At 40.5% G+C, this 23,029-nt stretch carries 22 protein-coding genes and 1 pseudogene; 17 read left to right on the plus strand and 6 right to left on the minus strand.

Features of this window, described 5'->3' with window-relative positions; translation table 11 throughout:
- Window positions 1-375: 375 nt before the first annotated feature.
- The 15 genes and pseudogenes from AVJ20_RS04650 to AVJ20_RS04720 all read left to right on the plus strand — a co-directional run bounded on the left by AVJ20_RS04650 (window position 376) and on the right by AVJ20_RS04720 (window position 18,443).
- Window positions 376-645: a hypothetical protein gene (locus AVJ20_RS04650; protein WP_111884321.1), complete on the plus strand. Its 270-nt coding sequence runs from the start codon at window positions 376-378 to the stop codon at window positions 643-645.
- 584 nt (window positions 646-1,229) lie between these two features.
- The gene (locus AVJ20_RS04655) at window positions 1,230-3,014 is read left to right on the plus strand and encodes an IucA/IucC family protein (RefSeq protein ID WP_111884322.1); all 1,785 of its coding nucleotides are present in this window, start codon (window positions 1,230-1,232) and stop codon (window positions 3,012-3,014) included.
- On the plus strand, window positions 3,007-4,464 hold the full coding sequence (locus AVJ20_RS04660) for a lysine N(6)-hydroxylase/L-ornithine N(5)-oxygenase family protein (RefSeq protein WP_111884386.1): 1,458 nt from the start codon (window positions 3,007-3,009) through the stop codon (window positions 4,462-4,464). Before AVJ20_RS04655 ends, AVJ20_RS04660 begins: the two co-directional genes overlap by 8 nt.
- Window positions 4,465-4,640: 176 nt before the next feature.
- Window positions 4,641-6,299, plus strand: a pseudogene (locus AVJ20_RS04665) (IucA/IucC family protein); the annotation flags it as partial.
- A 54-nt stretch (window positions 6,300-6,353) separates the two neighbouring features.
- Window positions 6,354-6,986: a GNAT family N-acetyltransferase gene (locus tag AVJ20_RS04670; RefSeq protein ID WP_111884324.1), complete on the plus strand. Its 633-nt coding sequence runs from the start codon at window positions 6,354-6,356 to the stop codon at window positions 6,984-6,986.
- Window positions 6,983-7,375, plus strand: coding sequence for a hypothetical protein (locus AVJ20_RS04675; RefSeq protein WP_078190999.1), 393 nt, complete (start codon window positions 6,983-6,985; stop codon window positions 7,373-7,375). The genes AVJ20_RS04670 and AVJ20_RS04675 overlap by 4 nt, the downstream gene beginning before the upstream one ends.
- Window positions 7,351-8,622, plus strand: coding sequence for an MFS transporter (locus AVJ20_RS04680; RefSeq protein ID WP_228157159.1), 1,272 nt, complete (start codon window positions 7,351-7,353; stop codon window positions 8,620-8,622). Before AVJ20_RS04675 ends, AVJ20_RS04680 begins: the two co-directional genes overlap by 25 nt.
- Window positions 8,623-8,637: 15 nt before the next feature.
- Window positions 8,638-10,905, plus strand: coding sequence for a TonB-dependent receptor (locus AVJ20_RS04685; protein ID WP_111884326.1), 2,268 nt, complete (start codon window positions 8,638-8,640; stop codon window positions 10,903-10,905).
- A 111-nt stretch (window positions 10,906-11,016) separates the two neighbouring features.
- Window positions 11,017-12,237, plus strand: a complete 1,221-nt coding sequence (locus tag AVJ20_RS04690) for an MFS transporter (RefSeq protein WP_111884327.1) — start codon at window positions 11,017-11,019, stop codon at window positions 12,235-12,237.
- A gap of 235 nt (window positions 12,238-12,472) precedes the next feature.
- On the plus strand, window positions 12,473-14,644 hold the full coding sequence (gene mtlD / locus AVJ20_RS04695) for a bifunctional mannitol-1-phosphate dehydrogenase/phosphatase (protein WP_111884328.1): 2,172 nt from the start codon (window positions 12,473-12,475) through the stop codon (window positions 14,642-14,644).
- A gap of 190 nt (window positions 14,645-14,834) precedes the next feature.
- Window positions 14,835-15,509 (plus strand): 2'-5' RNA ligase family protein, encoded by a 675-nt coding sequence (locus AVJ20_RS04700; protein WP_228157155.1) that lies wholly within the window; start codon window positions 14,835-14,837, stop codon window positions 15,507-15,509.
- Entirely contained in the window at window positions 15,506-16,027 is a 522-nt protein-coding gene (gene cobU, locus AVJ20_RS04705) for a bifunctional adenosylcobinamide kinase/adenosylcobinamide-phosphate guanylyltransferase (protein ID WP_111884329.1), read from the plus strand. The genes AVJ20_RS04700 and cobU overlap by 4 nt, the downstream gene beginning before the upstream one ends.
- Window positions 16,024-17,076 (plus strand): nicotinate-nucleotide--dimethylbenzimidazole phosphoribosyltransferase, encoded by a 1,053-nt coding sequence (gene cobT / locus AVJ20_RS04710; RefSeq protein WP_111884330.1) that lies wholly within the window; start codon window positions 16,024-16,026, stop codon window positions 17,074-17,076. The genes cobU and cobT overlap by 4 nt, the downstream gene beginning before the upstream one ends.
- Window positions 17,077-17,700 carry a histidine phosphatase family protein gene (locus AVJ20_RS04715; RefSeq protein ID WP_111884331.1) on the plus strand — a complete coding sequence of 208 codons (624 nt, stop codon included), beginning with the start codon at window positions 17,077-17,079 and terminating at the stop codon, window positions 17,698-17,700.
- On the plus strand, window positions 17,697-18,443 hold the full coding sequence (locus AVJ20_RS04720; protein WP_111884332.1) for an adenosylcobinamide-GDP ribazoletransferase: 747 nt from the start codon (window positions 17,697-17,699) through the stop codon (window positions 18,441-18,443). The genes AVJ20_RS04715 and AVJ20_RS04720 overlap by 4 nt, the downstream gene beginning before the upstream one ends.
- 64 nt (window positions 18,444-18,507) lie before the next feature.
- On the opposite strand, the gene AVJ20_RS04725 is transcribed toward AVJ20_RS04720, so the two are convergent.
- Together AVJ20_RS04725 and AVJ20_RS04730 are read right to left on the minus strand one after the other, a co-directional pair.
- Window positions 18,508-19,203 (minus strand): LrgB family protein, encoded by a 696-nt coding sequence (locus AVJ20_RS04725; protein WP_111884388.1) that lies wholly within the window; start codon window positions 19,201-19,203, stop codon window positions 18,508-18,510.
- 11 nt (window positions 19,204-19,214) lie between these two features.
- Window positions 19,215-19,667 carry a CidA/LrgA family protein gene (locus AVJ20_RS04730; RefSeq protein ID WP_111884333.1) on the minus strand — a complete coding sequence of 151 codons (453 nt, stop codon included), beginning with the start codon at window positions 19,665-19,667 and terminating at the stop codon, window positions 19,215-19,217.
- 97 nt (window positions 19,668-19,764) lie between these two features.
- Between AVJ20_RS04730 and AVJ20_RS04735 the strand changes: the two genes are divergently transcribed.
- Both AVJ20_RS04735 and AVJ20_RS04740 read left to right on the plus strand, forming a co-directional pair.
- Entirely contained in the window at window positions 19,765-20,664 is a 900-nt protein-coding gene (locus tag AVJ20_RS04735) for a LysR family transcriptional regulator (RefSeq protein ID WP_111884334.1), read from the plus strand.
- A 149-nt stretch (window positions 20,665-20,813) separates the two neighbouring features.
- Complete coding sequence (locus AVJ20_RS04740; RefSeq protein WP_078191046.1) at window positions 20,814-21,293, plus strand: winged helix-turn-helix transcriptional regulator; 480 nt, start codon at window positions 20,814-20,816, stop codon at window positions 21,291-21,293.
- An 82-nt stretch (window positions 21,294-21,375) separates the two neighbouring features.
- Here AVJ20_RS04740 and AVJ20_RS04745 read toward each other — a convergent pair whose 3' ends face one another.
- Genes AVJ20_RS04745 through tusD form a run of 4 tightly spaced genes read right to left on the minus strand, consistent with a single transcriptional unit; the run spans window position 21,376 to window position 22,800 of the window.
- Window positions 21,376-21,687: a TusE/DsrC/DsvC family sulfur relay protein gene (locus AVJ20_RS04745; protein WP_111884335.1), complete on the minus strand. Its 312-nt coding sequence runs from the start codon at window positions 21,685-21,687 to the stop codon at window positions 21,376-21,378.
- Window positions 21,688-21,735: 48 nt separating this feature from the next.
- Entirely contained in the window at window positions 21,736-22,023 is a 288-nt protein-coding gene (locus tag AVJ20_RS04750; protein WP_111884336.1) for a DsrH/TusB family sulfur metabolism protein, read from the minus strand.
- 13 nt (window positions 22,024-22,036) lie between these two features.
- Complete coding sequence (locus AVJ20_RS04755) at window positions 22,037-22,387, minus strand: hypothetical protein (RefSeq protein ID WP_111884337.1); 351 nt, start codon at window positions 22,385-22,387, stop codon at window positions 22,037-22,039.
- A 44-nt stretch (window positions 22,388-22,431) separates the two neighbouring features.
- On the minus strand, window positions 22,432-22,800 hold the full coding sequence (gene tusD, locus AVJ20_RS04760) for a sulfurtransferase complex subunit TusD (RefSeq protein WP_111884338.1): 369 nt from the start codon (window positions 22,798-22,800) through the stop codon (window positions 22,432-22,434).
- Window positions 22,801-23,029 lie beyond the last annotated feature (229 nt).

The following is a 23,029-nucleotide window of genomic DNA, read 5'->3' on the forward strand; positions in this document are numbered from 1 at the left end:
TTTCACTGCGTATCCTAATGTTAATTCAACCTCAACGAGTTGTAAGTTTGGCTCTGGTAAAGTGATATTGCAACTTCCAAGTGATGCTTTCTTTTTATCTGTATCCCACTATTGGAAGTAGTTGTAAGCTCATCTGGAAACAGGTGGGCTTTTTTGTTGTTTTCAGAGTTAGCTTTGAGTAACGAAAATGTTTGTAGTCGCAGAAGTAGAATTTAGTAAAACTTCATGTTTAGAGGTTGATTCATTAATAGCACTTAAAGGTGTTTAATTATAAAAATACTTATAAAAAATAGGTATTTAAAATCCGACTAAAATAGTTGTATTTTAATTTAAAAGCTGTAATTTGAAAGTGTGATCAAATTAAGAGACAACAAAATGCCTTATTCAAATACTAAAGCGATTATTGAGCAAATCTATAATTTTGTATTAGAAAAACACAGTTTAGCATCTAAAAGTCGATTTATGCAGTTATCGATCTTCTTTAGAGAATTGCATGAAGGGGATGACTCAAAATTTACCGCAGATAGGTCTTTTTATTACAAAGGAATCTTTAACAACAAAGAAAAAAGTATATTTGCAAATGCTGCACCTGACTTTTTTGATAAGCACAAGTTTTTGGATTGGGTTGTTAAATCAATTGATTGATTTCAACCAAATCGTTGGAGTACATAATTCATGCTGTATAACCAGTCTGAATAGAAGATATAGATCAGAAATCAGTAGATGTTTGTTATGAAATACATCCTAATTGGCAATAAGGATGTATGGCCAGTATGGTGTTAGTAAAGTCTTCAATGATTAAAATTTAACTGCACATTTTGTTCCTTGATTTAAATAAAAGCTTGGTTAAAAGCAGAATATAAAAACCCATGTAAAAGACATGGGTTTTTAGTTTAAGTTGCACAATGTGATAATGCGGCTAAAAAATAAGCAATATGATTTATTTGTTCAATGCTAAATGAGAAAATTATCATTTAGTTCCATTTCAGAAAATTGTATAAATAAAAACAGAAAAGTTCATATTAAAAAAATTAATTTTTAAATACATAGAGATAAGACCAAATTTGCAATCCTGTAGCAAATCTTCACAAAAATGCAATTATTAATAATAATGATTATCATTAACATGTTTTCACGCTAGCCAGCGTACTAAGCATTACTTGCACAGTTAAAGAAACATAATTACATGACAAAGCTTGGAAAAGCTTAAAAATAGAGGATATGGTCAGATGAAAGAGCTTGCAAATCGCTTGGCGATGCAGCATCTTGTCAATGCATACTCACAAGAAACCGGTAAAGGTATTTTACTGGAAAAGTATCAACAGAATTCATCACAATTGACGTTTAGCCAAGGCTTGACGTTGTTATGCATCCCTTTAGATTGCATTCAATCACAGTTATTTGTACCACTATCTTATGTCAGCCTTGTTGGTAGACATCGTCTTGCAGATCTCCCACACGTCTTTAACAAGGGGCAGAAACAGTCATTTAGTATCACCGCGATCGCGAGTTTATTACTTGAACAGCTCGTACAAGAGTCAGGTCATACACTGGATGCTTCATCATTATTAGAACGTTGGATCGAAAGTCGTGAAGCGCTTATTCAATTTTTGACACTACGTGAACATGATTTTGAGGCTTTGGTCCAAGCGGAACAAGGTTTCATTGAATCGGAACAAGCTTTAATTTTAGGGCACAGCATGCATCCTGCACCGAAAAGTCGGGTCGGTTTTGTGCATGAAGATTGGGAAAGGTATTCGCCAGAAGCCAAAGGTCTAAGCCAACTGCACTATTGGTTGGTAGCTCCAGAATATATCCAAGAAGGTTCAGCTTTAGATCAAGCTGTATCAGCGCAATTGAAAAGCGAATTGCAATGGCATTTATCAGAAACTGATCAAGCACTACTGAATGCCTATTCACATTATAAGTTATTGCCTTTGCATCCTTGGCAAGCACGTTATTTACAGTCAAAAGTATGGTTTAAAAACTTAAAAACCAAATTAAAAATTATCGATTTTGGCGAGAAAGGTTGGGCATTTTCACCAACAACTTCGGTACGGACTATGGCAAGTTTTGCAGCGCCGTGGATGTTAAAACCATCACTTTCCGTAATGATCACCAATTCAATCCGAGTCAACCTTGCCAAAGAATGCCACCGTGGTGAAATGACCCATAGACTGTGGCATTCAAGTCTCGGTGAACGTATTTTACAACAATGCCCAACGCTCAAAGCGGTGAATGATCCTGCGTGGATGGCATTGAGCATAGATGATGAAATCGTCGAAGAAACTATTTGCATCTTCCGTGATCAGCCTTTTAGTGAAAAGCAGCAGGTGAGTTGTATTGCATCATTATGCCAAGATCATCCTGCACAGCCGAAAAGCCGTTTTAATGCACTATTCGAACAAATCGAAAAACAACAACCTGAACTTGATCAAAGCGCCATTGCAATCAATTGGTTTAAACAATTCTTAGCTATCAGTCTAAAACCATTAATGTATTTGTACCATCAATACGGAATGGCCTTTGAATCACATCAGCAAAATGTCTTACTTGAGCTTGAAAATGCAATGCCTAAATATCTATGGCTACGTGACAATCAAGGCTTTTACTATATTGAAGAACTTGCAGGTGAAGTCTTAACCGCGTTTCCAGAGTTGCAAGAAAAAGCGCATGCCGTGGGTTCCAAAGCCTTTGTCGATGAGCGCTTTAGCTATTATTTCTTTGGTAATACTTTATTCGGCATCATCAATGCAATTGGTGCAACGGGATATGTCACAGAACAAGTGTTGATATCGATATTGCAAAATGAACTGTTGGACTTACATCGGGCATATCCAGAAAGTTCATTGATTCATTCATTACTTTATCAGCCGACCTTGCCGTATAAGGGCAATCTGTTGACACGCTTGTATGAGCTGGATGAATTGATTGCCCCAGTCGATCAGCAATCGGTTTATGTACAGTTGCTAAATCCTTTATGTGTGGAACAGAAGGATGTGCAATATGCTTGATTTTATTGGGATAGGCTTAGGGCCATTTAACCTTAGTTTGGCGAGTTTGCTACATAAGCAAAATCATTTGCAGTATCAATTTTTTGAAAAGAAACCACAGTTCGACTGGCATGCGGGTATGCAATTGCCCAATACAGTACTGCAAGTGCCGTTTATGGCCGATCTGGTTTCCATGGTCGATCCAACCAGTCCTTTTAGTTTTTTAAATTACTTAAAGGCGCAGCAGCGTTTATACAAATTCTATTTTTTAGAACAAGCTCAGATTCCTAGACGTGAATATAACCATTATTGTCAATGGGTTGCAGACCAACTAGAGCATATTCAATATCAATCAACCGTAAAAGCCATTTATGCCCAAGAGCAAGGCTTTGAAGTCATGGTTGAGCAAGATGGACGTTTTAGACGTTATCAATGCCGAAATTTGGTCATTGGTTCGGGTAATGTTCCGCATTTACCACAGTGTCTAAAAGACATACAACAGCAATATCCGGAGCGCTGCTTACATTCTGCAAATTATTGCAATGCAGCGTTAAATCACTTGAAAGGGAATGTGGTTGTACTGGGATCAGGCCAGTCTTCGGCCGAAGTTTTTATGGATCTGTTTGATCGTCAATATTTGCAGGATCAGACGACAACAGCGCAGTTTAAATTGCATTGGCTGACCCGTTCTAATGGGTTTTTCCCGATGGAATATGCGCCGCTTGGTTTAGAGCATTTTAGTCCGGATTATACTACGCATTTTTATCAACTGAGCCCTGAAAATAAAGCCGAACTATTGAAGCAACAAAGTTTGTTATATAAGGGCATCAGTGCAAAAACCATCCGTGATATTTACCAAAAACTATATCACCGGAGTATTGGTCAAAATATTCAACAGACGCATTTACATGCTCAGGTGGGTTTGGTCGATGCCGAGCCTCATGGTGCGGGCATCCGTTTGCAGTTTCAGCATAAAGTCACGGCAGAACAATTCTATCTAGATGCGGACTTTGTCGTGGCTTCAACGGGATATCACAGTCCAGAGTGGCAATATCTCAAATATCTAAAACCACTGATTCAATGTGATGAATTCGGTCGCTGGAAAATTAGTCAGGACTACCGCGTACAGCATGACGCTGTCGGTGAAATTTTTGTTCAAAATCAGGAAATGCACAGCCATGGCGTAGGAACACCAGATTTAGGGCTGGGTGCTCACCGTGCAGCGGTCATTGCTAATCAATTATTGGGTTTTGACTTATACGATTTAGGCGATCAAGCACAAAGTTTCCAACATTTTTCACCCAGTGAAAATGCTGAAATGCACAGTATGGGCATTGTGAAGAAATCAGCGCCAACCAATATCCAAAGATCTTTATCCGTAAAAAAAACCATTGCCAACTATGCAATGAACCGCAATACGACTATGCCGAATAAGCAAGAACAGAATGCGGTTAAACTCGAGAAATTATAATGACATTTGCAAAATTACAGATAAATCAAACGCAGTGGCGCCGTGCAGGGCAAAGACTGATTGAAATGGCGATTGCTGAATTTTTATATGAAGAAATTATTCAGATTCAGCCAGTGGAAAATAACACTTGGCAACTCAATCTGGATGACAAAACGTATCAATTTGAAGCGACTCAGTTTCTGCTTGGGCACTGGCGTATTGTTGAAGGGAGCGTTCGAGATTTAAGTGAATCGACAACAGAGCCTGCATGGAATCTGCATGAATTTATTCGTGCTTTTTCAAATCAAGCTGAGGTGAAACCATTTACCAAAGCCTATTTGATTAAAGAAATGAACAATACATGGTTAGCAGAAGCACATGTTTTTGATGAACAGCGATTGCTGAGTCAGGCTGTGCTGTCAGCGCCACACTATCAAATTGAAGGCATGTTACGTGGACACCCCTGGCTCATTATGAGTAAAGGCCGTATGGGCTTTGGCTATGATGATTATTTAAGCTCAGCACCAGAGATTTCTCCAACGGTTAAAGTTCTGTGGTTAGCTGTTCATCGTGATTTAGCTGAGTTTCGTTCGACCGAGGCTTGGGATGCGCAAAGCTTATATCGCCATGAATTGAATTCTGCGCAATTACACGATTTTCAACAGCAATTGGCGGACAAAGCCGTAGATGCTGCTGAGTATTATTTTATTCCTGTACATGCGTGGCAGTGGCATCAGTGGTTAATCCCGACCTATGCCAATGAAATCGTCGATCAGCGCATTGTAGAGCTGGACATTGGACAAGATGATTATGTGCCAATGCAATCAATTCGTACCTTATGCAATACTAGTCATCCTGAACGGCATTATGTGAAGTTACCCGTCAGTATCTTTAATACGGCGGTCTATCGAGGTTTGCCTTCAAAACGAAATTTGGCTGCACCTGCGGTGACCGCTTGGCTGAAGGACATTCAATATCATGATGTAGACCTGCAAAAAACACAGGTAGCATTTTTGGGCGAAGTTGCAAGTCTCACATTACAACAGCCGTGTTTTGATCAGATAGACGGTGCGCCTTACCAATTTAAAGAATTGTTTGGGTGCTTATGGCGTGAAAGTGTAGAGCCATGTATTGGTGAACATGAGATGGCACTTTCCCAAGCCGCATTGTTACATCGAGATCTAAATGGTCAGTCTATTTTATATGTGTTGATTCAGGCTTCAGGTTTGACGCCTTTGCAATGGCTGAAGCGTTTTGCTGAAGTCTGCGTAACACCGCTACTGATTTGCTTATACAAATATGGTTTAGCTTTTTCTCCGCACGGTGAAAACACCATGTTGATCCATGAAAATGGCTTACCGAAAAAAATGGTGCTGAAGGACTTTATTGATGATGTCAATTTAGTTGATGAAGATTTTCCTGAACTCGAAAATTTACCACCTGAAGGGCAAATTTTACTGCGCCATCCTGCTGAAGAACTTAGTCACTTTATCTTTACAGGTTTATTCATGGTGCATTACCGCTATATCTGTAATGTCTTCCTTGAAGATTATCCAGAGCATACAGAACTTGAATTTTGGCAGACCATCTCCAGCGTGATCGACGAATTTCATCAGGCACATCCTGATTTGGCAGATCGTATTGAAAAATTCAGTATGTTCCGTCCACGTTTCGAGAAAATTTGTCTGAACCGAGTACGACTGTTTACCACCAGTTATAACGACGAAGCAGAACGACCAGTACCTGTATTTTTAGATCCAATTACAAACCCTGTAAGTCCAAACACTTTAAATCAGTGGGCGAAACAACTGCATATTGCTAAGCAGAAAATGACAACCAACCGTATTGCGTCATAAGCAGATTTTTGAGCTAAGAACAGAAAATATTAAACAAACTTAAAGGACGAGATCATGACAACGTTATCACGACAACTACCTGATTTTTATGAATACTATGAGAATGAGACGCAATACTACTTACGACAAATGCAATATCCAGAAGATATGGCTTTGGTTCATAAATGGATGCATGAACCGCATGTGATTCCACAGTGGCAACTCAATAAGTCAGAAACTGAACTAAAAGTGTATTACGAAAAAATGCTGGCAGATGATCATCACCGAATTTTGATCGTAGGGGTAAACGGTAAAGATGTGGGCTACACAGAGATTTACGAGGGAAAACGGGATCGTTTAGGTTTGTATTACGACGGTGACGAGCTAGATCTGGGTTGGCATTTGTTATTTGGTGAAAAGTCCGTTTTTGGTAAAGGCTATTTACGTCCCGTCATGCGTTTATTGAGTTTTTATATCTTTGAAAATGCCGCATCAGCCAAGATTGTGGGAGAGCCTGATCATAGTGTGAAGCCTTATGCCGTCGTAGTTGAAGACATGTGCTATGAAGCGCAGCGCCTAATCCCAATGCCTGAAAAGACTGCCATGTTGTATTACTGCTTTAGAGAAACTTTTTATGCAAAATTCGGTCATTACTTAAACGACTCCAAGGCATTTCAGCATCAGCAACTAGCTAAGGCGGTGTCATGAGTTATCGCTGTACCCACATGCACATACTGGACATGCGCTTTTCAGCGCATGTTTCAGTGGAAGAGTTTGAACAATGGTTGACTCAAGTTGAGCGCTTTTTTCTGAAAAGTCAGCCCTTTGTTTTGGTTATGCAAACGGCTGAGGGAACAACTTTTCCTGAAGAATATCGGCAAATACAGGCCGTTTGGTACAAGAAGTTTAAACATCTCTTTTTTCAATATTGTTTGGGTCTGGTGCGTATTGCGCAAGATCCAGACGACTTCAAACGTTTAAATACACCCGCGCTGCATGCAGCATGGCGTGTGCCTTATTACGTTTCATTAGAACAGTCTGATGCGCTGCAATGGGCAGTGCAGAGGTGGATATGCAACAACACTCAAGAAAATTAAATCATGCAATTTCACCATCTCAAATTTCAGTCCTGAGTTTGAGCGTCGTGATCATTTTGTACTTAGCACATGCATTACCTTTGTATTTTTACAATGTAGCTTTGCCTGCCATTTTACGACATCAAGGGGTAGATTTACGTTGGATTGGCATGTTATCGCTGCTTTACATTCCATGGGCATTCAAGTTTTTTTGGGCGCCTTGGATCGATCAGCTCTATGTGAAAAAACTCGGTAAACGTAAAACATGGCTGTTGTTTACGCAAATCGCATTGGTACTGGGGGTACTGGTTTTAGCCTTTACGCAGTTTTCTTATGGGCTGACTTTATTTGTCATTGTTGGTTTATGGATTTCAACGTTTGCGGCAACGCAAGATATTGCGATTGATGGTTATACCGTAGAGAAATTTACCGAAGGCAATTACCGTCTGGGCAGTATGGCACAAAGTATTGGGGTGGCCGTCGGTAGTATGCTCGGTGGCGCTGCGACTTTATGGATTTACCAATATTGGGGTTGGCAGTCAGCGCTTACAACTTTAGCGCTGCTGACATTTTTAACCATGTTTGCTGTGTTTTTTATTCAAGAAGAACCACAAACTCAACTTACCAAAGCCAAACCAAGCCTACGACAAGCGTTTAAACGACCTGAGATTCGTTGGGCCTTGCTGCTCATTGTTTGTTATCGCGTGGTGGAAGCACCCGCTATGGCAATGCTGAATCCCATGTTGATCGATCAAAAATGGTCACTGTCTCAGATCGGGGTGTTGATGTCTGTGGTCGGTGCCGGTGTCGGCCTGATTGCAGCTGTTAGTGCAGCTGTATTGCTGAAAAAAATCAAAGCGACGCAATTGTTGGTCTGGGCAGGATGGTTACGTACATTGCTATATGCCGTCATTGGGGCAGCCGTTGTATTGGGGTGGTTGAATCAATGGCATCTGCTTTTAGGTCTATTTGTCGTGCTGATGCTAGCCATTCGTTATATCGCCATGACATCACTTTATGCCTATTTCATGCAGACCAGTTCTAAAGAACAGGCGGGTACCGATTTCACTATATTAGTGTGCTTTGAATTGCTCGTTTACTTCATTGGCGGCGCATTTTCAGGCTTTCTCGCAAAATCATTAGGCTATGGACATTTTTACTTGGTATTGGCAATCGGCTCAGTAATCAGTGTCTTAGTTAGTCAGCGCATTGTTTTAAAAACACAAAATTTAAAAACTCAAACTCTTCCGACTCAATCGGAACTCTAAGAAATGGAAAAGAATATGAAACGTTTAGCTCTACCGATGCAACTGACTTGTCTCAGCTTAGCAATTTGCACTCAGCTTTATGCGCAAGATGTCACGACAGACACTGCACAAAATACAGCAGTTGAAACACAAACTACAGAAGCTACTAAAATGGCACCGATTGTTGTGACGGCAACTCGTTCTGCGAAAAGCATTGCCGATATTGCGGGTACGGTGTACAGCATTCCTAAAGAAGAAATTGAAAAACAAGCCAATGCAGGTAAAAGCACAGCCGATATTGTCGGTTTATTGGTGCCATCACTGACTCCATCGAGTGGTACAACGTCTAACTATGGGATGACCATGCGTGGACGTGTGGTGCAATACATGATAGATGGTGTGCCGCAAACGGGATATCGTGATGGATCTCGACAACTGGCGAGTATTAGCCCGTCGATGATTGAACGAATTGAAGTGGTCTCAGGTGCAAGTAGTATTTATGGTTCAGGTGCGACAGGCGGTATTATCAATATCATCACCAAACGAGGTGGATCAGAGCCGCTGAGTTTTGAAACAAAAGTCGGTGTCACTTCTGGTAATAACTTTAAGTCTGATGCGCTGGCTTATGAAGCTGCACAAACCATGAATTTTAATCAAGGCAATTTACGCGGAACTTTAGGTGCTAGCTATACCAAACGTGGTGAAATACAAGATAGTCATGGCAATCGTATTGGGCCTGAAATTGCGCAAACAGACCGTCAAGATACCGACACTTTAGATCTAAATGGTCGTGTCAGTTGGAAAATTGCCGATAGTCAAACGCTGAGTTTCGGTGCGCAATATTATAATGATGAGCAAGATAGTGACTATGGCCCTGACTATGGTCCAAATTTAAATGCGCTGCGCTCACAGCCCGTGGGTGGCAAGCTGCCGTTGTCATTAAATGCGGTAAAAGGTTTACAACTTGCTGAACAACCACAAACTGAACGTTATAGCATCAATGCACAATATGAAAATCAGGATATTTTAGGGCATCGTCTAAACGCTGAAACGTATTATCGAAATGAAAAGGCACGTTGGTTCCCATCTGCACGTCAAATGGCCCCTGAACTCTTCTTGGTGTATCAGTCAGAAACCGATATTGATGTGTTAGGCGCACGTGTTGCTCTACAAAAAGATCTTCACTTAAATGGTCGTGAACTGGGGCTAACCTATGGTGTGGACTATGAAAATGAAAAAGATCAACAAAATATCCAAATGTATGACAGCGCAACGTTTATTCAAAGTAATGGTCTGAGTTATCAGCCGTTTAATTACTATGCCTTTGGCCCAGATGTTGAAACAGAAAAACTTGGCGTATTTGCCCAAGCGCAATATGAATTAACCGACCGACTTGGCTTACAAGCCGGCATTCGCCATGAACGTGTAGAAAGCGATGTCGATTCATCTGTGCCTTATATGGAAGCCATAACTGCAGATTTAACCCCAGGTTATGTGGCGAAAACACTGAATGGCGGCAAAGTAAAACATGATGCAACGCTGTTTAATGTTGGCGCGGTGTATCACTTAACAGATGCACAGCAAGTGTTTGCGAATTTCTCACAAGGTTCAAACTTGCCCGATGTGCAACGTATGCTGCGCGATGTGCCAGCAAATTCTGTGATTAATAGCCAAACCATTGACCCGATTAAAGTCAATAACTATGAACTCGGTTGGCGTGTACAAAATGCCGGTGGTTTAAATGCAGGAGTGACAGCTTTTTATAATGACTCAGATAAAAGCCTGAAATTTGGTGCGCCGAATTACACCATTGATGTTATTGATACCGATGAACGTATCTATGGTGTCGAAGCCAATGCCAGTTATGAAGTTCAACCAAATTGGACAGTTGGAGGCACAGTTGCATATACCACGGGCCAATTTAAAAATACCCAAGGTGATTGGCAAGAATTGGATGCCATTCGTGTAGCACCTTTAAAAGGTACAGCATTTTCAGAGTGGCAATTTGATAATGACATGAGCCTACGTGTTCAAGCTTTAGCGATTGGCGGTACTGACAAAGCCCAAAAAGACGCTGTGAAATATGGATCTGCTCCAGCAGCGGCAATTAAAGGCTTTGCAACGATGGACGTGATTGCCAATGCAAAAGTAGGACCGGGTAATGTGGGCTTTGGTGTCTACAACGTATGGAATACGGATTATAAGTCGGTATACAGCCAGTCGGTTGAAACTGTCTATGGCCCAATTTCTAGCCTAGCGGCTCAAGGTCGCACCTACGGTTTAAGTTATACGGTGAAATACTGATTTAAAGCCTGAATCAGGTTTAAAGCACGGTATCGTGACTTACAAAATAGAGGTGGCTTAAGTCACCTCTATTGTTTATAACGTAGCCATTAAAAATGGATAACAAAAATAATGGATCGAAATAACAAACTGTTTATTGCTGCCAGTCTTGCCAATGGTGCAAGTTTCTCGATGATATTGCCGCTGTTGGCGCCATTGGTTCGTGAGTTAAAACTTTCTGAACTACAAGGCGGTGCGATGGTTTCCGTCGGTGCGCTGCTGATGGCTATCGGTGCGATTTACATTTCAAAAAATCAATCTAAGTTTTCGATATATCAACTCTTGAGTATCGGTTTTGTGGGCATGGCTGTGACATGGGGGCTATTTACTGCAGTGTTGATGTATGGCCTTACTGTTCATATAGGGATGTTGCTGCTATTTAGTTTATTAATGTTGTCACGCGCAGCGACTGGGGTATTTATGGCGATGCCACAGATTGCCTTGCAAACTTATGTGATGACCCGATTTAGCAATGAGCAGCAGCGTTCACAAGCGATGTCAAAATTTGGTGCATTAAACAGTGCAGGCGTAATCATAGGGCCATTTCTAACAACCTTACTGTTGGGCTTTGGTGGAATTATGACGCCACTGTGGGCTGCAATCATTATTTTAGCGTTGATTTCTGTGGTCTTGGTGTTCAGCTTTGACCGACATACCGAACAGCATAGTGTTGAAAAGCCAGTGACAGCTAAGGATGAGATACAATCTACGGATTTGAGCATTCAGCAATGCTATCCATGGTTAATGTTGGGATTCAGTCTCTATCTTGCCATCGTGACCGTAAATTTAACGGCCGGGTTTTATATACAAGACCGCTTTAATATGACTGCTGCAGAAGGCGCAGTGCATTTTGCAGAGTGTTCTCTCGTCGTGGGTATCGCTTTGGTAGTGATGCAAACGCTGATTTCTAAATATTTAAATTGGAGTGTATATCGCTTACTTTGGGTTGGGCTGTTTAGCATGGCAGCAGCCTTGCTGATTTCGGTTTTCACCATTGAATTACGGATATTTCAAGCCACGTACCTGTTATATGGTATATCGGTTGCATGTTTAATCCTTGCATTTACAACGGGTGCAGCGCAAACGGCGCCCAGTGCGTTACAGACTAAGGTGGCAAGTTGGTGTACAGCCACTCAGGCTTTGAGCTTTGTTGTTGGGCCACTGATTAGTACGGGTTTATATCAATGGCACAAAGAATTTCCGTATTATTTTTTATTTTTAGTGATGCTTGGTTTAATCGTATTCTTTTTATTTCAAACCAAAATTCAAACCGTGAAGCGAGTAACTGAGTGAAATATGCAGAGACTTGTATACTTACTTCAATAGGTCGGTGTGAAGATAGGACTATCCTGACAATAGTGGGTTTTGATTACATGATGTTACTTGATCGGTGATTGATCTTACAAAAAAGATGTTTAGAGCAAGCACTTTGATTAAAAAATAATCACAATTGTTTCATTAATTCTCAAAGTACTGAATCAATAGTTTTCTCCATTATTCTTTTCACATAAAAAATAATGGAGGTTAAATGCTTAAATTTAATAATGATTTGGTTTTGGGCGCCATTTTTGATATGGATGGAACAATGTTTGATACTGAACGTTTACGGTTTCAAACATTGAAACAGGCATCTCTTGAATTGACCGGTGTTGAGTTTTCCGAATCATATCTGATGAATTGTTTGGGGCTAAGTGCACAAAGCGCGCATCGATTGGCCCAAGCCGAATATGATGAAAACATTCCATACGCAGATATTCGCAAACGCGCAGATGAATTAGAACTGGAGCATGTTCGTCAGTTTGGTGTACCGATCAAAAAAGGCTTGGTTCAAGTATTAGAACGCTTACGCAAGTCAGGACTGAGGATGGCCGTGGCAACATCGAGTCGCCGTGCAATCGCAGAAGAATATCTCATCAATGCCAATGTGTATAAGTTCTTTGATGTCTTAGTCTGTGGCGATGAAGTTGAAAATGGTAAGCCACATCCTGAAATATTCATGCGTGCTGCCGCAAAGCTGAATTTAAATCCTGCTGATTGTTTGATGTTTGAAGACTCGGAAAATGGTGTGACTTCGGCCTTTGAGGCTGGCGGTATTACCGTACTGTTTAAAGATATTAAATCGCCCAATCAAAACATGCTGTCCAAAGCCAAATATTATTATGAATGTATGTATGACTGTTTGACGGAACTTGACCCGTTCACTGCGCATTTAGAGATGCCGCATGTGCAAGAGGCTTTTCCACAAACCCTTAATCAGCTCACTGTCGGTATTCATGGTTTTGGGGCGATTGGTGGTGGCTATTTAGCACAAATTTTGTCGCATTGGGATGGTTATACACGCCCGAAAAAAATTTATGCATCGACTCGAAACCCTCTATATCGCTCTGCGGTCAATGCATTTGGTACCTATTGTATTCGTTATGGTCAATTGTCTTATGACGAACGCATTGAAAACATGGCAGTCATTGATGCTGAAAATATTCAGCAGATGCAAGAGATGTACACAGAGTCAAGTTTGGTTGCCATCTGTTTGCCTGAAAAAGCGATTGCAGAAGAGGCCAAAACCATTGCACAAGGCCTGTATGCACGACATATTGCACATGATGAGAAAGCCATAGAACCCCTAACGATGCTGATCATTTTGAACAAAGTCGGGGCAAAACATTTATTAATGACACATTTAAAACAGGCTTTAACTGAGCTTGCAGGGGCGGTCGTTGCTGAGAAAATCATACAACAACACTATTTTTGCGACACCGTGGTCAACCGCATGGTATCAAAGTTAAGTGACCAAAACTTATATCGTCAGCTCCGTATAAAATATAATATCTTCAAACAATTTCAATTAGATGAAGTTGAAGTGGATGCTCAATTAGACTTAGAAGATGCGACGAAATTAAATCCTGATCAGGAACGTCAGGCTACTTTATATGTTGAGGATATGCGCCGCAATTTCCACCCAAGTCATATATTGCAAAGCATGGATTTAATTTTATTTAACGCAGAATCTGACATGCCGATCTATGTAGAAAATAACAGTCCTTTGTTAGAAAAAATGCGTCAAATGATTTTGGTCGATCATATTGAAGATATTCAATTAATTAAAAATCGCTTGTGGAATGGCGTGCATGCCATGTTGGCTTGGCAATCTGCACTGTTAAATCATCAAACCATAGGTGTGGCACTTGCAGATCATCGTGTTGATCAATTTATGCATGAACTCATTGACGAGGTGAAGGCTGGTTTAGCACGATGCTTACCAAATCGTGCTTTTGATTTAACACGACTGGCAGAAAGCTTTATAAACTCTTGTGAACATGCGTATAAAGATCCGTGTGCGCGTGTGGCACGAGATCCTTTACGTAAACTTGCAATTAATGAACGAGTGTTGGGCTCGTTGGCGACCAATGTGAAATATGGACTGGAGACAACACATCTACAACAAGGGATTGTCTATGGTTTGATGTATGCCGTGAGTGTAAATCAATGTTCGATGGATCAGGTTATCAACTTTATCCAGTTGCAATTTTCAGAACTGAAAAAGACAAACGAGCTTGAACAACTGGAACGTATTGAACAGATTGAGGCCAATGTAATGATACAGTTGCAGCATTTTTCTGATCAGTCCACAGAGCAGTTTACATCTTGGAAAAACCATGCTGTAACGCAAGATCAGAAAGATACTGCGAAATTTGCCTAAAATATAATGCTTATCTGTGCGCAATATATATTGAATCAAAATGCTGAGTATGACTCGGCATTTTTTTCTTACAAAGAAGCTTTAGATGAATGAATTTCAGCTTTAAATGAATATTACTAAATCAAAATTGGGCAAAGTCTGTTTTGATTCATGCTTTAATAAAGCAGATTGAATTTAAAGTGATTTATCTGTGTTTTTAAAACCCTCAATGCAAGTCGTACCGACGCTCAATCAGGATTATCCCGATTGGCATCAAGGTCGTCAGCACTATGCTTTGTGGTATATAGAAATACAGGATCCTGAATTATTGGCGTATCTCACAGCACTTCGAGCGCAGTTTTCAGATCTTTTATACACACCGAATACGCGCCAATTTCATATCACTGTGTTTATTTGTGGCTTTTTTGAAGAGTTAAATAAAACCCAATTAATCGATCATGTTGAACAACGATGGAATGATAATTTCTCAGCAGATGAATTGGCACTGCACCAACAACAACTTCGACGGTTATCGCTATCTAATATTCGGTTACGTACAGGTCAGATCAATAGCTTTCAAAGCGCGCTATTTATTGAAATTGTGGATGTAGATCGTAAGTTAGACCATCTACGTCAAGCTTTGAATTTAACTTCGAATGAAATTGCACCAATCGAATATTGTCCGCATATCACATTGGGCTTGTATAAACAGGTATGGAATAGCGATGATATTTTTGAAAGAATCCAACAAATTGAACAGCACAGCTTTGATTTTGAAAGCGAGCAACTAACTTTTGGTCATTATCAGGCTCAAGTACTACAAGGGGCATTAAGTCCTTATTATCAACATCAGTTCAGACAAAATATAGAGATGGCACAGTCATGATTCATTTCATTTTGGGTGGGGCACGTTCAGGTAAAAGCCGACTTGCAGAACAAAAAGCCAAAGAAAGTGCTCAAGCCGTCATCTATGTGGCTACAGCACAAGCCTATGATGAGGAAATGCAGGAGCGAATTCAGCATCATCAAGCGGACCGACCTGAACATTGGGGCCTTATTGAAGAGCCTCTGTATTTAGCTGATCGCTTAGTTGAAATAGACCAAGCTCATCAAACCATTCTTATCGATTGTTTAACGCTGTGGATGAGTAATTTATTGCTGCATGAACAAGCAGACTTTCAACAGCATCAATGCCAAAAATTACTTACGGTGCTGCCAACATTAAAGTCAGACATTATTTTAGTCAGTAACGAAACTGGACTGGGCGTTGTTCCCATGGGGCAAATCAGTCGAAAATTCGTCGATGAATCTGGGCGCTTACATCAACAAATTGGTCAAATTGCTGACCATGTGGTGTTTTGTGTTGCAGGTTTTCCAATGATCTTAAAAGGAGATAAAGCATGAACTGGTGGCAAGAACCCTGTCAAAATCCGAGTATCGAAGCTAAGCAACAGGCGGTAAATCACCAGTTACAGCTAACTAAACCTACGGGCTCGCTTTCAGAACTTGAAAATGTAGCGGTGCAACTTGCATCATTACAAAACACGGATCAGCCTAATATCGATTTCCCATGGATCACCATCTTTGCAGGTGATCATGGCGTGATGGAAGAAAATATTTCGGCCTACCCACAAGCTGTCACACGCCAAATGCTACAAAACTTCACGACCGGTGGTGCATGTATTAGTGTCATTGCACGTGAGTATCAAGCCAAACTACAAGTGATTGACTGTGGTTCGGTAGGCGAAGCTTATGAATATGCAGGGGTAGAGCGCTACTGTATTGCAGCGGGTACAGCAAATTTTGCTAAAACTGTTGCGATGAGCGAATCACAATGTATTGAAGCGATGAATCTCGGCCGTAAAAGTGTTGAAGATGCTATCGCTGCACGTGCGTCTATTTATGTCGCAGGGGAAATGGGCATTGGCAATACCTGTTCTGCTTCTGCTGTTGCATGTTTTTTATTTAATGAGCCGGCCGAAAAACTGACAGGTGTTGGTACAGGTATTCGTGCTGAACAATTGGCACATAAGAAACAAGTGATTGATCAAGCTTTAGCCTTACATCAGGACTATGTTGGCCAAGATGTCTTTAAAGCCCTATGTGCCGTAGGTGGTTTGGAAATTGCCGCGATGGTTGGAGCATACATTCGCTGTGCGCAATTGGGTCTGGCAATGGTCGTTGATGGATTTATTAGTACGGTTTCTGCCTTGGTCGCTGTTCGTTTAAATCCTGCTGTACGTGAATGGATGCTTTTTGGTCATCAATCGGCTGAATATGGGCACCAGCGTTTACTTCAAGCCCTTGAAGCTGAACCACTCTTAAAGTTGAATTTACGTTTAGGTGAAGGCAGCGGTGCCGGTGCGGCCTTGGGTTTAATTCGTTTGGCATGTCGTTTACATAACAACATGGCGACTTTTGCACAAGCTGCTGTGATTGGTGAAAAAGTTTAAATGGAACATTTCCGTTTAGATATATTGCGTCATGGTGAGACCGAACTGAGCCATACCTTACGTGGCTCTACAGATGATGCTTTGACGCAAAAAGGTTGGCAGCAGATGCAGCAGACTATAGATGATGTATTGAACGTGATACATACACACGGTTTAGCGAGCTGGGATGTCATCATCACTTCTGACTTACAGCGCTGCCGTTTATTTGCTTTGGAACTGTCTCAACAACTTGAACGTCCAATGTTTGAAAATGCGAAGTTTCAAGAAATGCATTTTGGCGACTGGGAAGCAATATCAACCAAGTATATCTATGAAAACACCCCAGAATTACTCGCACAGTTTTGGCAAAGTCCAAGCACATTTACGCCGCCGAATGCAGAAAGTCTTCAGCAATTTCAACAACGGATATTAAGCGGTCTAGATGAGCTAGTCTTGCAGGCTCAACAGCATCATTGGCACCGCGTTTTATTGGTTTCCCATGGTGGCGTGATTAAATTATTAAAATGTATGGCACAGAAGAGTCACTTAGATGATTTATTAAAAATGACTGCCGAATTGGGACAATTAAACTCATTCATTGTTCAAAATCGCGCAAATATCCGTCTTTTGGAGCAAAGTGAATGACACCTTTTTGGATTGCTCTACAGTTTCTCACGACGTTTCCGATTCACCTTAAAGCGATGCCATCGAAACAGCAAAATGGACAATCTTTACTGTTTTATCCAGCGGTGGGATTGTTGATCGGTGGCATTCTTGCCTTGCTTGCTTTTACATTGCATAGTCTGCCGATTATCTTACTCAGCAGTATTTTGCTGGTAGTTTGGATTTGGCTCACAGGTGGATTACATCTAGATGGTTTAGCTGATACGGCAGATGCGTGGGTCGGTGGCTTTGGTGATGCCGAGCGTACACTAAAAATCATGAAAGACCCTGCATGTGGGCCGATTGGTGTTTTGAGCCTCGTCGTGATTTGCTTACTCAAATGGTCGGCACTTTATGTTTTGCTACAACAGCAAATGTATTTGGCATTAATTGTATTTCCAGTCTTGGGACGTTTAGCCCCTTTATTTTTGTTTTTAACAACTCAGTATGTTCGCGAAAAAGGCTTAGGCTCATCGATAGCAGAAACTATTCCACGAAAGTCGGCATACCTAGTCTTTATACTCTGCCTAAGTGCATGTTTGTCTTTTAGCTGGACTGGAGTGGTCAGTATTCTTACATTTATTTGTACTTTATTGTATTTACGATGGAAATTTATTCAGCGTATAGGTGGTGTGACAGGAGATACAATTGGTGCCGCGATTGAAATCACAGAAGTGTCGAGTCTTTTAGCGTTTGTCATAGCAATACATTATTTAGCTGTATAGTTTTACAGATGAAACATTTTAAATCATCATTTAAAAAGCCCAGAGACTGCACTGGGCTTTTTATTTATCCCAATAGATAAATGACTAAATGAATAAGCGATGGCCCAAGCAATACCATAAATACTCCAGCAAGTACCATGCTCAAGCAGGCTGCAACACCTTCTTCTTTATGACGTGATAATGCTTTACTTGTACCAAATCCGTGTGCAGCATTGCCAAGAGCCGCACCTTGTGCAAAGCGTGAATGCAATTTAAGCCCAGCCAAAACTAGGTCAGCCATAGCCACGCCGGCAATCCCAGTAATCATGGTAAATAGAATCACCAATTCGACTGAACCTCCAATATTCGAGGTAAGTTCCATGGCAAAGGGCGTAGAAATGGAACGTGCCATTAAGCTATAAGACGTTTCTTGGTCAAATTGAAACAACTGTGCCAAGTAAAAAGCACTAATAATCCCTGCTAACATACCAATCACGATGCCCAAACTAATGCTCAGCGCATGCTGACGGATAATTTGTCGATATTCATAGATGGGAATAGCAAAGGCCACAGTGGCAGGGCCGAGCATCCATACAATCCATTGGCTTTCTTGCATATAGGTGTCATATGAAATATGAAAGCAAAGCATGAGTATAATCAGCACAAATGGGACCAATAGTGCAGGGGAAAGAACCATATACGGTAACTTACGATGTAGCTTTTTCGCCAAAATATAACCGATTAGGGTCAGGACGAAAAACAATACAGAGATGCTGTTCAACCCAAAATCGTTCATAAGGTTTTTCCTGCTGTGTTGACATCATGATCTGTCGCAGTTTGGTGTTTCGCTTTAAGTTTTGCCTCGAGTTTAAAGCCCCAATAAACCGTAAATGCTGTAAACACCATGACACAGACGGTACCCAGTACCACGGCTAAAATTAACTGCCAGCCAGAGCTGAGTAATAAATCTTGATATTTAATTAATCCAACTACACAGGGGATAAAGAATAGAACCAGTTCAGCCAAAATAAAATCTGAGCCTTGTTTGACCCACTGCATTTTAAATAAACCACTCAACAATGCAGCTAATAGCAGCAATAAACCAATCACGCCAGCAGAGATCGGCAAGTTAAACCATGATTGAATGCAAGAGCCGATCCACCAGATCAATATCAATAAACTTAGCTGCGCTAAAGTTTTAAGAAACTGGGTAAATTTGGAAGTAGATTGTGGAAACGTATCCATGAGACAACAGCAGAATAGGAGATGACGCTATTTTAAAAGTGCATAACCTGTATAATTATGAATAATTAATTATTAATTATGCTTGAATGGAATAATAATGGACATTAAAAGCTTAAAAGTCTTTGTGACCATCGTGCAAAAACAGAGTTTCAGTCATGCAGCTGAAGCGCTTTTTGTCACTCAGCCGACCATTAGCAAATTAATTCGTCAGTTAGAAGACGAGATCGGCGTGCCTTTATTTCATAAAGGAGAAGCAGGTCGAAAAAGGGAAGCACATCTCACCTATATGGGAGAGCAGATTTATCAGCATGCTTTAGTGATTTTGAATGAACAACAACGGATGCTTGATACAGTCACCCAAGTTCGTGCCTTAAAACAAGGTAAATTGACTCTAGGTTTACCGCCATTGGCATCGGTGATGTTTAGTCAGTTAATCGCGCTGTTTCATAAAAAATACCCGAATATTGAACTGAGCTTTTTTGAGGTAGGTGCGACGGGTATTGAAAGTGCTATTTTAAAAAAACAGGTCGATGTCGGGATTATTTTGGGTCACTTGAAACCGGTGTTGAGCGGTATTCCAGTGATGGAGTCACCTTTATGTTTATTATCTAAAAAAAACTCACAGTGGCGTAAGCGAAAAAACGTTTCGTTGATTGAATTAAAAGAAGAATCCTTTTTATTGTATGACGATACCTTCACACTCAATGACATCATTATACAGGCGGCAAATTACGTCGGATTTGAGCCCAATGTAGTGTGTAAAAGTAGCCAGTGGGACTTCATCGCCAAAATGGTAGATTCAAATGTCGGGATTGCACTCCTGCCTAAAATTTATTGTGAACAACTTGATGCGGCAAAATACCATATGGCTGAATTAGAAAATCCAAACCTAGACTGGAAACTCAGTATGGCCTGGAATACCACTGTTGCCATGAGTCCCGCAACGCGTGCATGGCTAGAAATAATTGAGGACAATAAAGACAAAATACATTTTTAGTTCATTTACAGATCAAGCAGATAAAATGAATACGTTGAAACAATGGTGGATTTATGATTTGTACATCAAACATTATTGAAAAGGATTTTGCAAAATCAACAGGCATGAATTAAATTGGGTGTTGGTCGTTATTTTTGATGGTTCATAAAATGAAATGGGATGATATTGGTCAACAACCGTGTTCAATCGCTCGTGCACTTTCAGTGCTAGGGGATCGTTGGACCATGTTGATTATCCGTAATGCATTTATGGGCATTCGACGTTTTGATGACTTTCAACAAAATCTCGGTGTGACGCGTCATGTGTTATCTGACCGATTAAAGCGTTTGGTTGAAGAAGGTATTTTAACCAAAGTTGCTTATGTCGAGCGTCAGGAACGTTTTGAATATCGACTGACGCAAAAAGGCTTAGACTTGTATCCAATCCTTTTAGCTATGACCCATTGGGCCGATCAATATATGGATCAGGGCTTGGGATCTCCAGTTGAATATGTGCATCAGGCATGTGGGCAAAAATTTAAACCGGTTTTAGTGTGCTCATGTTGTGCTGAACCGATCCAAGCCAAACAGGTCAAACCGATATTTACCCAAGCCTATTACATCGCTCTCAACCAATTAAAACCTGCCTAAGCTGTTTTATGGCTTTCTTCAAGATGCTGATTTGCATCTATTTAGCCAAAATAGCCTAAGCAGTATTTAGATTGCTTTAAAATTACAAACAATTTGCAGGCTTAGGGATGCCCGCTAAACGACTTAAATGCCGAGCGACCAAACCCGTGTTAAATTTGTCTTGTAACACCGCATTATTAATATCAGCGCTCACCGTTTTCATTAAAAATTTAATGAGTGGGCGAGTTGCCGGTGAGTGACCAAACTGTTGATAAAACTGTCGTACAGCTTGTAAAACTTCAAAATGCCAAGGGCTTAACTCAAGTTCTAAACTTTTAGCCAGTTCTTGGGCAACAGCTTCATTCCAAATAGTGTAATCCACCAAATGGCCATCTTGGTCTAATTCAAGATTCATATTCATTCCAAAAGAGAAGATTGTAAAAATAGGTCGCTTTTACTCAAATTATTTGAGTGAAATACATCTTTTAAATCTCAGGCATAGATCAGCAAAAGCGGCATAGTCGATCACTTTCATATGACTATAATTCATAGTTTTACCTAAAATTTCAGCATCATTTTCAAGTACATAACATGTGCCAAATTGCTGAATTTGTTCATCTGCAATATGTAAGACTGCTTCACCCATTAGGATGATTGCATCTTCAGGGTTGATTAAACTGGCTAACTGCTGGATGTGCTGTAGGGTATTGGCATAGCTGGCTTGGACTAAATACAGCGTAGAATTTGACATCATCATTCCTCTTTTACCAATACAACACATGATCAAATTGTTGAATTAATTCAGTATTGAATTGAACAAACTCAAGCTCTTGCTCACTGTTGATCACAAATGGATGCTGCGAATTTTTTTGTTCAATATAAATCGGGGTGAGATCATAAAACTCAAAGCTATCAACCATGTTGGATGCGAGTTTAAATGCATGCTTGAGTTGACTAAACTCTTGTTCGGCTTGAAGTAGGCTCAGCGCAGCATCTTTGAGCAACACTTTTACGTTACAACCGAAGGTTGCAAGCACCATGGTCGCAGAAAGACTTTCATGTACTTGTAAGCTTGCAAGATTTGCATGGGTTAAAACAACCAGTACAGATTTCACGTAATTTTCCTTTTCAATGCTACAAATGCGCGGCAATAAAATTTTTAGAATTGCAATAAACGGTCAGCAGTTTGTACGGCATCGGCAAGTTCGCCTAGGCCCACAAGTTCAAATTGCTCAGCTAGATTATGTTGCTGAATATTATGACGCTGAGCATTTTCCTGATCTGTGATCCCACGTGCGAGCGCTGCACTTACGCAAACAGGTAAACGAATGCCGAGTTTTTGCCATTCACTGCTGAGTTTGCGTTGATCATCTGGCACCCATTGCAGAGCATTTGCCACATTTACACCATCTTGATAGAAAAAAACCCGAAAGTTTTCGCCTTTTTGCTTCAACGCTTGTGCAAGACCTAAAGCATGCCAAGCCAATATCGAAGTAGGTGAGGAGGTAATTAGTAATAAAATACTCATCGAAATTCACTAAATGAATAAACGGTCTAGATCGACAGTTTGTTCTGAGTTCAGAAGAAAAAGCTAGTATACAATGATTTACTCAATGATCTGAACATTTGCAAAGTTTTGCTTATTTAGGCAGCGAAGTCATTGCCAATTTTTCTTCAAATATAACTTTTGGTTTATTTGGGATTCAGCCTCAAGCCAACACTTTTCATAAATAAACTGTGCAGTTACATACTGAATA

It is taken from the genome of Acinetobacter sp. CFCC 11171 (assembly GCF_003268405.1).
Classification (GTDB): Bacteria; Pseudomonadota; Gammaproteobacteria; order Pseudomonadales; family Moraxellaceae; genus Acinetobacter; species Acinetobacter amyesii.